Source organism: Mycobacterium sp. NGS34 (genome assembly GCF_059812845.1).
Genome location: NZ_JCALDM010000002.1, coordinates 692,851 through 705,426 on the forward strand (window position 1 = coordinate 692,851; position 12,576 = coordinate 705,426).

18 protein-coding genes are annotated in these 12,576 nt (G+C 68.1%); 14 read left to right on the top strand and 4 right to left on the bottom strand.

Going from position 1 to position 12,576, the window contains the following annotated elements:
• Positions 1-131 precede the first annotated feature (131 nt).
• Both AC5Y7V_RS08250 and AC5Y7V_RS08255 read right to left on the bottom strand, forming a co-directional pair.
• The gene (locus tag AC5Y7V_RS08250; protein WP_499879508.1) at positions 132-257 is read right to left on the bottom strand and encodes a hypothetical protein; all 126 of its coding nucleotides are present in this window, start codon (positions 255-257) and stop codon (positions 132-134) included.
• A gap of 113 nt (positions 258-370) precedes the next feature.
• On the bottom strand, positions 371-943 hold the full coding sequence (locus tag AC5Y7V_RS08255) for a TetR/AcrR family transcriptional regulator (protein WP_499879509.1): 573 nt from the start codon (positions 941-943) through the stop codon (positions 371-373).
• A gap of 99 nt (positions 944-1,042) precedes the next feature.
• On the opposite strand from AC5Y7V_RS08255, the gene AC5Y7V_RS08260 reads away from it, so the two are divergent.
• From AC5Y7V_RS08260 to AC5Y7V_RS08305, 10 genes are all read left to right on the top strand, one after another.
• Positions 1,043-1,519, top strand: a complete 477-nt coding sequence (locus tag AC5Y7V_RS08260) for a DUF1772 domain-containing protein (protein WP_499879510.1) — start codon at positions 1,043-1,045, stop codon at positions 1,517-1,519.
• 36 nt (positions 1,520-1,555) lie between these two features.
• Entirely contained in the window at positions 1,556-1,873 is a 318-nt protein-coding gene (locus AC5Y7V_RS08265; protein ID WP_499879511.1) for an NIPSNAP family protein, read from the top strand.
• 20 nt (positions 1,874-1,893) lie between these two features.
• Positions 1,894-2,277 carry a DUF4267 domain-containing protein gene (locus AC5Y7V_RS08270; protein WP_499879512.1) on the top strand — a complete coding sequence of 128 codons (384 nt, stop codon included), beginning with the start codon at positions 1,894-1,896 and terminating at the stop codon, positions 2,275-2,277.
• A gap of 120 nt (positions 2,278-2,397) precedes the next feature.
• Positions 2,398-3,339: an NADP-dependent oxidoreductase gene (locus AC5Y7V_RS08275; RefSeq protein WP_499879513.1), complete on the top strand. Its 942-nt coding sequence runs from the start codon at positions 2,398-2,400 to the stop codon at positions 3,337-3,339.
• Between the two features lie 75 nt (positions 3,340-3,414).
• Positions 3,415-4,191, top strand: coding sequence for an SDR family NAD(P)-dependent oxidoreductase (locus tag AC5Y7V_RS08280; RefSeq protein ID WP_499879514.1), 777 nt, complete (start codon positions 3,415-3,417; stop codon positions 4,189-4,191).
• 39 nt (positions 4,192-4,230) lie between these two features.
• Positions 4,231-4,716: a MarR family winged helix-turn-helix transcriptional regulator gene (locus AC5Y7V_RS08285; RefSeq protein WP_499879515.1), complete on the top strand. Its 486-nt coding sequence runs from the start codon at positions 4,231-4,233 to the stop codon at positions 4,714-4,716.
• A 337-nt stretch (positions 4,717-5,053) separates the two neighbouring features.
• Positions 5,054-5,428: a DUF732 domain-containing protein gene (locus AC5Y7V_RS08290; protein ID WP_499879516.1), complete on the top strand. Its 375-nt coding sequence runs from the start codon at positions 5,054-5,056 to the stop codon at positions 5,426-5,428.
• A 118-nt stretch (positions 5,429-5,546) separates the two neighbouring features.
• On the top strand, positions 5,547-5,885 hold the full coding sequence (locus AC5Y7V_RS08295; protein ID WP_499879517.1) for a hypothetical protein: 339 nt from the start codon (positions 5,547-5,549) through the stop codon (positions 5,883-5,885).
• Between the two features lie 134 nt (positions 5,886-6,019).
• Positions 6,020-8,281, top strand: a complete 2,262-nt coding sequence (locus AC5Y7V_RS08300) for an acyltransferase family protein (protein ID WP_499879661.1) — start codon at positions 6,020-6,022, stop codon at positions 8,279-8,281.
• Between the two features lie 63 nt (positions 8,282-8,344).
• The gene (locus AC5Y7V_RS08305; protein ID WP_499879518.1) at positions 8,345-8,713 is read left to right on the top strand and encodes a hypothetical protein; all 369 of its coding nucleotides are present in this window, start codon (positions 8,345-8,347) and stop codon (positions 8,711-8,713) included.
• Positions 8,714-8,725: 12 nt separating this feature from the next.
• Here the strand turns inward: AC5Y7V_RS08305 and AC5Y7V_RS08310 are convergent, their stop codons facing one another.
• Entirely contained in the window at positions 8,726-9,013 is a 288-nt protein-coding gene (locus tag AC5Y7V_RS08310; RefSeq protein ID WP_499879519.1) for a hypothetical protein, read from the bottom strand.
• Positions 9,014-9,026: 13 nt separating this feature from the next.
• On the bottom strand, positions 9,027-9,422 hold the full coding sequence (locus tag AC5Y7V_RS08315) for a hemophore-related protein (RefSeq protein ID WP_499879520.1): 396 nt from the start codon (positions 9,420-9,422) through the stop codon (positions 9,027-9,029).
• A 117-nt stretch (positions 9,423-9,539) separates the two neighbouring features.
• Between AC5Y7V_RS08315 and AC5Y7V_RS08320 the strand changes: the two genes are divergently transcribed.
• The 4 genes from AC5Y7V_RS08320 to AC5Y7V_RS08335 all read left to right on the top strand — a co-directional run bounded on the left by AC5Y7V_RS08320 (position 9,540) and on the right by AC5Y7V_RS08335 (position 12,545).
• Entirely contained in the window at positions 9,540-9,965 is a 426-nt protein-coding gene (locus tag AC5Y7V_RS08320; RefSeq protein WP_499879521.1) for a cupin domain-containing protein, read from the top strand.
• Positions 9,962-11,116, top strand: a complete 1,155-nt coding sequence (locus AC5Y7V_RS08325; RefSeq protein ID WP_499879522.1) for a cation:proton antiporter — start codon at positions 9,962-9,964, stop codon at positions 11,114-11,116. Before AC5Y7V_RS08320 ends, AC5Y7V_RS08325 begins: the two co-directional genes overlap by 4 nt.
• Before the next feature lie 99 nt (positions 11,117-11,215).
• Entirely contained in the window at positions 11,216-11,440 is a 225-nt protein-coding gene (locus AC5Y7V_RS08330; RefSeq protein ID WP_499879523.1) for an Rv2628 protein family, read from the top strand.
• 127 nt (positions 11,441-11,567) lie between these two features.
• Positions 11,568-12,545, top strand: a complete 978-nt coding sequence (locus AC5Y7V_RS08335; protein WP_499879524.1) for an Acg family FMN-binding oxidoreductase — start codon at positions 11,568-11,570, stop codon at positions 12,543-12,545.
• The last annotated feature ends 31 nt before the right edge of the window (positions 12,546-12,576 follow it).

Consider the following 12,576-nt stretch of genomic DNA (forward strand, 5'->3'; position numbering starts at 1 on the left):
CCCGCCGCTCTTATCGAATCATGAAGAGGCGCAGTGGTTTTAGCAAACTCAATCGGCGGCCAACTTCGCCGCGACCCGCGGAATCGACAACTTGTCGTGTGATTGCCGCCGAGACGGCTTGATACCGTTGCTTAGTCGCGTTCCTTCTGGGTCCTCAGTGTGCCGGCGATGTCGATCAGCGCGGCCGCCGCCGCGGCAGCGGCATTGCCCCGCTCATACGCCGTCTTCGCCTCGAGCAGCCAATCGGTGTCGGCCATACGCTAAACCCCTCACTTCCGGCGCCTTTCATGGCGCTCATGAACCTTAATTGAGGTCTCTGATGTGGGCGCAAGTGCTGTCTCATTATCGGCCCCGGTCTCGCCGCCACGGTCTAGCGAGCGAACTCGTTGACGAGCAGTTGCAGACGCTCCGACTCGTACTCGGGGCGCAGCCGTCCGGTGCGGCCGAGAGTGACCAGCCCGTGCAGCGCGGCCCAGAACACCTCGGTGAGCGTGTCCGCGTCCTGTTCGCCGGCGACCGCGCCGACCGCTTGATGCAACGCGGCGAAGGACTCCAAGAGCTGAGGCGGTGTGTCCTGGGCGGCGAATTGCAAAGCGGTCGTGCGGGTGAACATGGCGTCGTAGACCGCCGGGTTGTCGCGGGCGAATTCCAGGTAGGCGTGTGCCACCCGGGTCAGGGTGTCACCCGCCGCGCCGGTGTCGGAGTGCGCGGCCCGGATCACTTCGGCGAGTTCGGCGAAACCGTCGAGGGCGACGGCGTCGGCGATCTGTTCCATGCCGGCGAAGTGCTTGTACAGCACCGGCTGGCTGTACTCGATCTCGGTGGACAGCCGACGTGTGGTGACGGCATCCCAGCCCTCGGCCTCGGCCAGCTTGCGTGCGGTTCCGATGATCAGCCGCCGGCGGGCGGTCCGTTCACGCTCACGACGATCCTCGATGGGCATGCTTCAGGATATCACGGCTAGCAAATCTAGCAACGCTATTGACGCGACACTGACCAAGGGGTTAGCGTTGCTAACACCTACCACCGAAGGAGCTACGAAATGAACTTTGACGACATCACCCGGGCCGCGGCGCTGATCGCGGTGCTCGGCACCGGCGTGGTCTATGGCACCGACGTGTTTTGCGCCATCGTGATGCGGCCGGCCCTGGCGTCGCTGGACAACGACGCCCTGGTCGCGGTCATGGGGCGGGTGCACCGGTACGGAGACCGGCGCATGCCGCTGCCCGGCGTGCTCGGGGTCGTGGCCGCGGCGGTGAGCGCGGCACTTGCCGCCCTCACGGCGCACTGGGCGCAGGCGATCGCGGCGGGCTCCGCGCTGGTCCTGCTGGTGGTGTGGCTCGTGCTCTACACCCGGATCAGCGCGCCGATCAACCGGCGGATGACGGCGGCCAGCGACGCGGGCCACGCGCTCCCCAACGGGCTTGCGCTGCAGGCGAAGTGGGACTCGATCATCGACGTCCGAGCGACGCTGCAAGGTCTGGCAGTGGCCGCGCTGTGCGCGGCGCTGATGCTCTGACGCCATCCGAATTCGACTGCAAGGAGATCGATTCCGATGTTTCAGCTCAGGATCTACACGCTGCGATCGCCGGAAGCTCTGCACCAATATGCGACGGTGCACTGGGCACGGCACCTGCCCACCTTCGAGACCTTCGGGGTCACCACGCACGGCGTGTGGACTGAGCGCGGCGGCGACGCGAACCGGCTCGTCGTGCTGATCGGCTACCCGGCGGGCGCCGACCCGGACCAACTCACGCGGCACATCATGGCCAGCCCGGAGTTCGCCGCCGACATGGCCGGCTTCGACGTCGAGGACATCGTCGACGTCCAGACGAGACTGCTTGACCCGACGCCGTTTTCACCAATCCACTGACGAAACCCTAGGAGCTCGACATGACCATCACCGCCACCATCGGCTACGTCCTCGCCGGGACCCTCGCTGCGGCCATCATCTTCATCGGCGCACGCTTCCTCGTCGCGCCGCGCGTCGCGGCCGCCGGCTACGGCGTGCTACCCGATCTGGACCGGCCGGGTGCCGGCGCCTATCTCAGCGTCAAGGGCGTGCGCGACATCGCCACGGGGCTGTTCGTCACCATCCTGATGATCGCGGGCGTGACCCACCTCGTCGGCTGGGTGATGTTGGCCGCCACGATCATTCCGATCGCCGACGCCGCCATCGTGCTGCGCAACGGCGGCTCCAAGTCGGTCGCCTGGGGCGTCCACGGCGGGACCGCCGCCGTCATGCTCGGCACGACCGCGCTCCTGCTGGTGTCCTGAGCGACGAATGCCGCTATGACCGCGATCACACAACACCGCGGGAATTGCTTCGACATCGAAGCGAGTTGTACGCGGCGTAACTGCTTCGAACTCGAAGCAACCGATTTAAGGAGGGGCACCATGAAGGCTGTGCGATACCACGAGTACGGCGGTAGCGACGTTCTGCGATACGAGGAGGCCCCGCGCCCGGTGCCGGGCCCGCGGCAGGTCCTGGTGCAGGTCGCCGCTACCTCGTTCAACCCGGTCGACGCCGGCATCCGCGGCGGCTATCTGGCCGAGGTGTACCAGGTCAGCTTCCCGCACATACCCGGCGTCGACGTCGCGGGGACCATCGCCGAGATCGGCGAGGGCGTGACGGGCTGGGACGTCGGCGACGCGGTGGTGGCGTTCCTGCCGCTGGACGCCGACGGCGCCGCCGCCCAGTACGCGCTGGTGCCGGCCGAGGCGCTGGCCGCCGCCCCGGCGTCGGTCCCGCTGGCCGACGCGGCGGCCCTGCCCGAACCGGCGCTGACCGCATGGCAGGCCCTGTTCGAGATCGCCGGGCTCACCGCCGGGCAGTCGGTGCTGATCAATGGCGCGTCCGGGGCGGTCGGCGGGTACGCCGTTCAGTTGGCCAAGCAGGCCGGCGCCGAGGTGACCGCGACCGCCAAGGCGCGCGACGCCGAGCGGCTGCGCGGCCTGGGTGCCGACCGCATCGTCGACTACATCGACTACACCCACGCACCGATCGACGTCGAGGGTTCGCCGTTCGACGTGGTGCTCAACCTGGTCAGCACCAGCGACGAGCAGACCGAAGCCCTCATCGGCGTGGTCGCCGACGGCGGCTTCCACGTCGGCACAATGGTTTTCGGGCCGCAGAACCCGGGCCGGGGAGTGCGCTCGCAGCGGGTCTTCGTCCGCAGCGACGCCGCCCAGCTCGCCGGGCTGGTCAGTCGCGTCGACGACGGTCAACTGCGCATCGAGGTCGCCGATCGCCGCCCCCTCGAGCAGGCCGAGGCCGTGCACGCCGACTCCGACGCCGGCCGCCTGCACGGCAAGACTATCCTCATCCCGGCCGAGTAACGCACTGCCGCAACCACATTCAGTCAGGTGGGGGCCGCCTCCCGCGACGGCCCCCACCCCGAAAGGAGCAGCATCATGGGCAAGCTCGCACTGATCACGGGCGCCACCTCGGGAATCGGCCGCGCATACGCCGAACGCCTCGCCGCCGACGGCTACGACCTGGTGATCGTCGGCAGGCGCGCCGAGCGGTTGGCGGAGTTCGCCGACACCCATCCGGAGGTGAAGGTCCGGACGATGGTGGCGGACCTTTCGAACCCCGACGACGTCGACCGGATCGCCGAAATCTGCGCCGCCGAGCCGCTGACGATGCTGGTGAACAACGCCGGGGTCGCCCACTACATGCCGCTGGCCGAGCTGCCCGCGGGCAAGGCAGCCGAACTGGTGAACGTGAAAGTCCTTGCCCCCACGATGCTTACCCGCGCCGCGGTCGCCGGGATGCTGGAGCGCGGCACGGGCACGATCGTCAACATGGCGGGCATGATCGCCTTCAGCGGTCCCGCCCCGCATGCCCAGCTGCCCCGCCGTGCCGTCTACGGCGGCACCCTGGCCTACCTCGTCGCGATGTCGCAGACCCTCGCCGCCGAGCTCGAAGGGACCGGTGTCGTCGTGCAGGTGGTGTGCCCCGGGGTGGTGGCGACCGAGTTCCACGAGCGGCAGAACATGGACCTCAGCGCGGTGCCCCGGATGAGCGCCGACGACGTCGTCACCGCCAGCCTGCGGGGCCTGCAGCTCAGCGAAACGGTCTGCGCCCCCGGGGTCGAGGACACGAGCCTGCTCGACGCCGTCTTCCAAGCCGACCTCGCCGCGTTCGGCGCGCAAAGCCCCGAACTCGCCACGCGCTACCCCGGCTGAACCGATGGCGCTTCGATGTCGAAGCACTACGCTCGAGGCGTGGCCAAGGCCCTCAACCCCGTCCAGCTGCGGACGTACTTCGCGCTGATGGAGGCCGTCAGCCTGCTGCAGTACGCGGTGCGCCAGCAGTTACAGGCCGACGGAGGCCTGAGCTACGTGCAATTCGAGATTCTGGCCAAGCTTGCCGACGCGGGACGCCCCCTCACCATGACCGACCTGGCCGACGGCGCGGTGTACAGCCGCTCCGGCCTGACGCATCAGGCCGGGCTCTTGGAAAAGGAAGGCCTGATCACCCGCGCGGCGTCGCCCGACGACCAGCGCGCCACGGTCGTCAGCATCACCGAGGCGGGCCGGGCCCGCGTCGCCCAGGTGTTGCCCGGCCACATCGACGTCGTGCGCGATGCGCTGTTCGACTCGCTCTCCGACCGGGACGTCCGCACCCTTGGCGACATGATGGGCCGCGCCCGCGACCATATGCGTTCTCGGCCACCCCGTTCCGCCGCACGCGCCAGGCGTGGAGGCTGACCGTTGTCCGACGTGGAGCCCTTCGGCCCTAGGCGCTCAGACATTGCGCAGCAGAAACTGGGCCAAGCACGAACATGCGGGACTGGGAGTCGGGACTTGAAGCTGAGGCAACTCGTCGCTACGGCGGTGGTGGCCGGCGCCCTGAGTTTGAGCGCCGTGGGAGTAGGTGCGGGCGTGGCACAAAGTGACCCGTCGTCTCCGGCGCCCACGCCCACGCGCCCGACGCGACCCTCGAAGCCGCCGGGGCCAGACCTCCCGCCGGGGATCGTTGACGCCCCGCCCATCCCACTGGGCCCGCTGATTCCGGACTCGTAACCGACAGGAGGCCACGACCCGCATGAACGCCGGTCCCGTGAAGTGGTGGAAGGTCTGCGCGGTGCCGCTGTCCGCCACCGCGCTTGTTGCCGCACCGTTGGCCTCGGCCGACCCCGGCGACGATGCCTTCATCGGGGTGCTGTCGAACTACGGGATCAACACCGACAACCGCGACACCGTGATCGCGCACGGCCATGGAGTGTGCGCCGCCCTCGACAAGGGCCAAGACTCAAGCGTCATTGCGCTCAAGCTGATGAACGACCCGAAGCTGGACATCTCGTCGAGGCGGGAGGCCGGGTTTTTCGTCGGTGCATCGGTGGCGGCCTATTGCCCGCAGTACCGGGGGTCGGTCGATCCTTCGGTGATCTGGCTGCTGCCGTTCCCCCCGATGATGTGATCGCGAAGGCCATGACGCCGGTCGTGCTCGGGGTCATGTTGTGATCGGTAGCTGCGCGAGCCGTGTCTAGTCGTACCGCAAGGAACGAACAGGCTTCCCGAGATAAGGAGCAGGCGACATGGGATTTATGGACAAGCTGAAGGGCACCGCCATGCAGGCGATGAACCCGGTGGGCCAGGCGGCCACGCGCGACAAGATCATGAGGCTGAACCAGTCAGGTGTGCTGACGCCGGCCACGGTGAACTCGATGCGTGAGACGGGCACTCAGCTCGGCGGTGGGCACCAAATCGATTTCGAGCTCACAGTGCATCCGGCTAGCGGTGCTGACTACCAGGTGCGGGTATCGCAGTCGATGCACGATGTAACCCTCAACGGAATCTCCGAGGGGGCTCGGATCAACGTCAAGGTGGACCCCGCAGATCCGCAGTCACTGCTGGTTTGGGGCGCCGCCAGCTAGCGCAACCAGGCTTCGTGGCGTTCACTCCACTACCTCGGCGTGTGACCAAGTCCATTTGACAGCTACTAGCGGAAATGGCCCTCGGAGCGACTCCGCGGGCCATTTTCCTGCCCGACGGGGACACCTCTGGGACCATTAGCGGCGTGACCGTGCGCCCCGCCGACACCGTGAGCCCCGCTCGAGGCGCCATTAGCCCTGCTCAAGGGGCATCGGCCCAGCGCAAGGCGGAGCCCGGATTCCGCGACGACATCGAGGGCTTGCGCGGCTTCACGCTGTTGGCGATCCTCGGCTTCCACATCTCCATGCCCGGCGTCAGCGGTGGCTTCGTCGGCCCCGACATCTTCTTCGAGATCTCCGGTTTCGTCATCACCGGGCAGCTCTGGCGCCAGGTGAGCACCACCGGCACGATCGGGCTGCGCAAGTTCTATGGGGCGCGCGCCCGCCGGCTGCTGCCGGTATCGGCCACGATCGGCGTCGTCACGGCGATCGCCGCGGCCGTCTTGCTGCCCGTGGTGCAGGCCCAAAGCGCCTTGAAGGACGCCATCGCTTGCGCGTTGTACGTCCCGAACTTCTGGTTCATCGTCCAGCAGGTCGACTATTTCGCCGGCGGCACGCCCTCGCCGTTCCAGCACTTCTGGACTTTGGGCGTGGAGGAACAGTTTTATCTGTTGTGGCCCCCCATGATCGTCGGCACGGCGTGGCTGATCCGACGCTTGCGTCGGCGCGCCAAGACCGACGCGACGCCCGCGAAAGCTCCGTCGAGAAGCCCGTACGTGGTGCTGGTTTCGGTGATCGCGGCTGTGTCGTTCGCGGTGTCGCTGCTGATCACCTACGTGATGCCGCTGGCGGCGTACTTCTCGCTGTTCACGAGGGCCTGGCAGCTGGCCGTCGGCGCCCTGGTGGCCCTCACGGCCGAGTACTGGCGCCGGCTCCCGGCGCGAGCCGCGGTGATCACGGGATGGGCTGGGATGGCCGTGGTCCTATGGGCCTGCGTCTTCTTGACACCGGAGGTCCCCTATCCGGGCACCGCCGCGCTGTTGCCCGTGCTGGGTACCGCGCTGGTGCTCGGCGCCGGCTGTTCGACGCCGTCGCAGGGCGCCGGCCGCGTCCTGGGATGGTCACCGATGCGGTGGATCGGACGGCTGTCTTACTCGTGGTATCTGTGGCACTGGCCGGTGCTGGTGTTCGCGCCGATACTGCTGGGCCACCCGCTGGGGTTGTTCGGCAAGTTCGTCGCGGCGGTCGTCGTCTCCGGCGCACTCGGTTGGCTGACCCTGCGGCTGATCGAGAATCCGTTGCGATACGCCGCTGTCCTGCGCAAGTCTCCGATGAAAAGTTTGGCGGTTGGAGGTGTCGCCACGTCGGCGGCGGCCTGTGTGGGCGTGGCATTGCTGATGTGGGTGTCGTCGATGCCGATGCCCGTCGCGGTCGCGCACGGCGCGCAGGCCGCGCCGCTGACGATCACTGCCGCGCCCGCCCCGACCGGAGACAACCTAGAGGCTTACGACGCGGCGGTGCAGAACGTGTTCTCGCAGGTACAGGCCGGGGTCGCGGCATCGGCCGACATGAGAGCCGTGCCGTCGAACCTGAACCCGTCGATTGCCGACGCGGGAGGCGAAGTCGGGGCCATGTTGTTCAACGGCTGCCTGCGGGCACCTTTGCAAGGCGGACAGCCCGAGTGCGCGATGGGCGATACCGCCTCCAAGACGACGGTGGCCATGATCGGCGACTCGCATTCCTCGATGTGGATTCCGGCGTTCCAGCAGATCGGTACGCAGTGGCCCTGGCGGCTCGAGGCCATGGCCAAGGCGGCCTGCCCGATGATGGACCTGCCGATCGCCCCTAACCCGATCGCCAGTCGAGTGGTCGAATACATTCAGAAATGCGGCCAATGGCGCGGCCAGATCATGGACCGGTTACGCGCCGAGCACCCGGCGCTCGTCATGGTGAGCGTGTTTCGGGGATACACGGCCACCCAGAGCAACGGGTTCCGGTCGGGATTCTCCTCATACGATCCGGCGTGGAACGACGGCCTGACCCGTCTGGTGCGCCAACTGCGCGAAACCGGCGCCAAGGTGCTGGTGCTCGGGCCGCTCCCGCACCTGACGACCTCGGTGCCGGGCTGCCTGTCCGAGCACCTCGATGACGCGACGGCCTGCTCGCCGCCCATGTCGTACGCGTTCGACCGGCCCGGGATGGCGGCCGAGGCCGCCGCCGTGAAGGCCGGTGGCGGGCAGTACGCCGACCTGTCCGAGCTGTTCTGCACCGCGAAGCGCTGCCCCGTCGTCATCGGCAACACCCTGGTCTACGTCGACGCGGGCCACCTGACGCTCGAATACTCCCGGCTGCTGGCGCCGGCGATCGCTGCCCTGGCCGACCGCGCGCTGCACAGTTGACCCGTCGCCGCCTATCACGGAGGCAAGCCGTTGCCCGGCCGCAGAAATGGGTAACCGAACCGCATGGCTCGTCAGGACGAAGGCCGGTGGGATGTCAGCGTCAAGAGCAACGCGGTTTGCCTTGAGCGCATCTCTGACGGCGACAAGCAGTTGTTCGAAGATTTGTTGGCACCCGAGGAGGCCCGGAAGCTAGCCGGGCTTCTGACCAAGTACGCCGACAAGGCCGACGAAGCGGAGCAGTCCGAGGACTCGGATAAGTCGGAGGACTCCGATAAGTCGAAGGACTCGGATAAGTCCGACGACTCCGAGAAGTCAAATGACTCCGATGAGTCCGAGGACTCCGATAAGTCCGACGAAGCGGATAAGTCGGAGGACTCCGATAAATCGGACGACTCCGATGAGTCCGACGATGTCGACAAATCCGAGGACTAGTGTCGCCGCGCCTTAGGTGCAGCCGCTCACGTGGATCCGCCGGCCCACCCCCGCGCAGACACTCACGTTCGGCGTGAAGTCTTGCGGCAGTGGCGCATAGGCGCCCGGCGGCGGGGCGTAGCTGTTGACGGTGTCGGCGACGTCGGTGCACCCACTCACCGAGACGCGCCGCCCGACGCTGGCGCAGACGTCGGCGTTGGCCACGCCGGACGGCTGCACGACGGCATAGATTTCCGGGATCGCGGTGAGGGCCAACACGGTGACCCCCGCGGCGATGAAAGACCGCGCACACAGATTCATCGCGACCTCCTTCCTAAGGCGTGGCGCCGGCCTCGCCGACCAGCGGAGTCCACTGGCAACGCTGCCTGATGTCGACCAGCGGCTGACGGATGTTCTCCAGATCGGCCTGCTCTTGCGGGTTGGCGCCGAAGTAGTTCTGCACGTCGTCGCGGATCAGGTCTTTAGGCCGATCCTGAAGTCCGGTGTAGAACCCATTGACGTCCGGGTGCGTGAACAAATAGGTCGACAGCGATGCCGCGACACCGGCCGCGACACCCGCCACGTCCCCCGCGGTGCAGTTGGCCGGCCGTGGCGGCGGATCGGCCGCGGCGGTGCCCGCGGTCGCGAACAGCAGTGTGCCGGTGATAGCGCCGGCGCCGATCGCACCGACGACGACCCGGCGCCGAATCGAGGTTGTTAGGAGAAACATGGCGTGCCCCTTCCTGCGCATAAGCCATCTTCTGCCAACGACGCCGGTTCCGGAAGAGAGACTCATTAGGATGACGCGATCCAGGCAATCGCCGCGCCGGCGACCGGAAGGAACGCAGTGAACCGTTTGGCATCGGCAATTGCGATGGGGATGTGCGTCGCCGGCGTGGTCCCAGCGACGGCACACGCAACGCCGCCCATCGGGGTCACCGCGGTGACCCTGTCGAAGCAAACCGTTGACGGCAGGGACTACATCGTCAGCGAGATCACGGTCGCGCCGAACGGGAGCACCGGCTGGCACACCCACCAAGGTGAGATTTACGGCGTCATCAAGTCCGGCGTGCTGACCCACTACGGCTCGGACTGCCGCGAAGACGGGGTCTACGGCCCAGGGGCCGCCATCACCGACCCCACGGGCCCGGAGCACGTTCACCTCGCCCGCAACCTCGGGACGACGCCGCTGGTCCTCGATGTGACGTACATAGATCCGTCGGGCGCCCCCACCTCCGACAGCGCGGCCAACCCCGGCTGCGACTTCTCGTGAGCACATTCGGCTTTCACACCCTGGCGCTGCTGACCGCGATCGGCTTCGCCGGCCCGCTGCTGGCGTCCGTGCCGCGGCTGCGAATCCCGGTCATCATCGGCGAGCTGGCCGCGGGGCTCGTCGTCGGCAAGACCGGCTTTGGCGTCATCGACGACACCAACCCGACCCTGCAGTTGCTCGCGAACATCGGCTTCGCGCTGGTGATGTTCGTCGTGGGCACCCACGTCCCGGTCCGCGACCCCGCGCTGCGTTCGGCGGCGCCGCGGGCCCTGCTGCGCGCGGTCGTGATCGGCGCGGCCGCGGCGGTGCTCGGTGTGGGGCTGGGCGAGGCGTTCGGCACCGGCCACGCCGCGCTCTACGCGGTGCTCATGGCGTCCTCGTCGGCGGCGCTGGCGCTGCCGGTGATCGACTCGCTGCGATTGCAGGGGCCCGACGTGTTGTCGGTGACCGTGCAGATCGCGATCGCCGACGCCGCGAGTATTGTGTTGCTGCCGTTGGTGATTGACTTGCGACGGGCGCCGATCGCGGCGCTCGGTGGGCTTGCGGTCGCGGCCTGCGCGGTGGTGATGTTCGTCGTCCTGCACGTGGCCGACCGCAAGGGCTGGCGTCGGCGCCTGCACAAGTACTCCGAAAAGCAGCGCTTCGCACTGGAATTGCGAACCAACCTGGTCGTGCTGTTCGCGCTGGCGGCGCTGGCCTCCAGCACGCATGTGTCGATCATGCTGGCGGGCTTCGCGTTGGGTCTGGTGATCGCGATGGTGGGCGAACCGCGACGGCTGGCGCGCCAGCTGTTCGGCATCACCGAGGGGTTTTTCAGCCCGCTGTTCTTCGTCTGGCTGGGCGCCTCGCTGCAGGTGCGCGAGTTGGGCGCGCACCCGAAGCTCATCGTGCTGGGGCTCGGCCTGGGGCTGGGTGCCGTGCTGGCGCACTGCGTGGGAAGGCTGCTCGGACAGCCGCTGACGCTCGCGGCGCTGGCCGCCGCGCAGCTGGGCGTGCCGGTGGCCGCGGCCACCATCGGCACCGAGCAACACCTTCTCGTCCCGGGCGAAGCCTCGGCGTTGATGTTCGGCGCCTTGCTGACGATCGCCGGCACGTCGCTCGCGGGCGCGCTGGCGGCGCGGGGCCGGCCGGCCCCGACGAGCCCCGTGTGACCAAGGGACCGAAGCACTCCCATCGAGGTCCATTCGGCCCTACGGGCCGCATTCGACGCGGTGGTCGGATGAAACCCTAGGCCGATCTAGGGGGCAACCATGAGGGATCGTTTGTATCGGGTCTCAGATCGCCTGCACGAGGGTCGCGCCGTCGCGGTGCCGGGTCACGAGATCGCGCACGTCGTCTCGGCCTGGCTCGCCGAGCTGGGCGCCCACAGCCCGCTGGCACACGATCTCGAACGGGCGGTCCGCATCGGCGACTGGGCGGCGGCCCGCACGGTCGGTGACCAGTTATCCGTCGACGTGGCCGTTATCGCGGCCTAGGACTTGTCATGTCGAGCTCCGCAATTGGCCCAAAGTCCTTTTGCCTAGTGCCGTCCTGCTCTCGCATCGCCCCACGTAATTACGCCATCGTGGACGTGACGAAGCTTTACCGAAGGGAACCAGAGTGATGAACGCGCGCTTTCCGGACGCCGGCACAGTCCGGACTGTCCTGACCCTGGCGGGCCGCGCACCCTCGGTGCACAACACGCAACCGTGGCGGTGGCGGGTCGACGACACCAGCCTGCACCTGTACGCGGACGCGGAACGCCAACTGCCCAACACCGACCCGGACGGCCGGGACCTGATCTTGAGTTGCGGCACGGCGCTGCATCACTGCGTCACCGCCTTCGCCGCCGTCGGGTGGCTTTCCAAGGTGACCCGGCTGCCGAATCCGGACGACCCCAATCACCTTGCCGCGATCGAGTTGTCGCCGTACCCCGCCGACGCCGTCGACATCGCGCTCGCCGCGGCGATACCGCGGCGCCGCACCGACCGTCGCCACTACAGCTCGTGGCCGGTGCCGGTCGGGGACATCGCCCTGATGGCCGCGCGGGCCGCCCGCAACGGCGTGACGCTGTGCCAGGTCGAGGACCTCGACAAGCTGAACGAGATCGTCGCCGAATCCGTTGCGGAGCACTTCAATCGCGACTACCTCGCCGAGCTGACGGCGTGGAGCGGGCGCTACGCGTCGGTGGCGGGCGTTCCCGCGCACAGCACGCCGGCCTCGGACCCCGCGGCGAAGATCCCGGGCCGGTTCTTCGCCGGCCCCACCCTGCACCAGGCACCCGAAGCGTCGTCCGCGGAGGACAACGCCGTGGTGCTCGCGCTGGGCACGCGGGCCGACGACCGGCTGGCGCGGCTGCGTGCCGGCGAGGCCACCAGCGTCGTGCTCCTGACCGCGACGTCGATGGGGCTGGCCAGTTGCCCGGTCACCGAGCCACTGGAGATCGCCGACACCCGCGAGCTGGTTCGCTCCGACATCTTCGGCGGCGGCAACTACCCGCAGATGTTGCTTCGGGTGGGCTGGGCGCCCATCAACGCCGACCCGCTGCCCGCGACGCCGCGGCGCGAACTAACCGATTTCGTCGACTGGGTGAACGAATAAAGAAGGCAAGCAGCGCGGCCCCTTTGGGACG

Bases quoted from the DNA above. Each gene is read 5' to 3' on its own strand.
- AC5Y7V_RS08305 (WP_499879518.1), top strand. From the start codon at position 8,345: ATGGCTCGTCAGGACGAAGGCCGGTGGGATGTCAGCGTCAAGAGCAAC.
- AC5Y7V_RS08275 (WP_499879513.1), top strand. From the start codon at position 2,398: ATGAAGGCTGTGCGATACCACGAGTACGGCGGTAGCGACGTTCTGCGA.
- AC5Y7V_RS08315 (WP_499879520.1), bottom strand. From the start codon at position 9,422: ATGTTTCTCCTAACAACCTCGATTCGGCGCCGGGTCGTCGTCGGTGCG.
- AC5Y7V_RS08335 (WP_499879524.1), top strand. From the start codon at position 11,568: ATGAACGCGCGCTTTCCGGACGCCGGCACAGTCCGGACTGTCCTGACC.
- AC5Y7V_RS08330 (WP_499879523.1), top strand. From the start codon at position 11,216: ATGAGGGATCGTTTGTATCGGGTCTCAGATCGCCTGCACGAGGGTCGC.
- AC5Y7V_RS08250 (WP_499879508.1), bottom strand. From the start codon at position 257: ATGGCCGACACCGATTGGCTGCTCGAGGCGAAGACGGCGTATGAGCGG.
- AC5Y7V_RS08260 (WP_499879510.1), top strand. From the start codon at position 1,043: ATGAACTTTGACGACATCACCCGGGCCGCGGCGCTGATCGCGGTGCTC.
- AC5Y7V_RS08270 (WP_499879512.1), top strand. From the start codon at position 1,894: ATGACCATCACCGCCACCATCGGCTACGTCCTCGCCGGGACCCTCGCT.
- AC5Y7V_RS08255 (WP_499879509.1), bottom strand. From the start codon at position 943: ATGCCCATCGAGGATCGTCGTGAGCGTGAACGGACCGCCCGCCGGCGG.
- AC5Y7V_RS08290 (WP_499879516.1), top strand. From the start codon at position 5,054: ATGAACGCCGGTCCCGTGAAGTGGTGGAAGGTCTGCGCGGTGCCGCTG.
- AC5Y7V_RS08280 (WP_499879514.1), top strand. From the start codon at position 3,415: ATGGGCAAGCTCGCACTGATCACGGGCGCCACCTCGGGAATCGGCCGC.
- AC5Y7V_RS08295 (WP_499879517.1), top strand. From the start codon at position 5,547: ATGGGATTTATGGACAAGCTGAAGGGCACCGCCATGCAGGCGATGAAC.
- AC5Y7V_RS08265 (WP_499879511.1), top strand. From the start codon at position 1,556: ATGTTTCAGCTCAGGATCTACACGCTGCGATCGCCGGAAGCTCTGCAC.
- AC5Y7V_RS08310 (WP_499879519.1), bottom strand. From the start codon at position 9,013: ATGAATCTGTGTGCGCGGTCTTTCATCGCCGCGGGGGTCACCGTGTTG.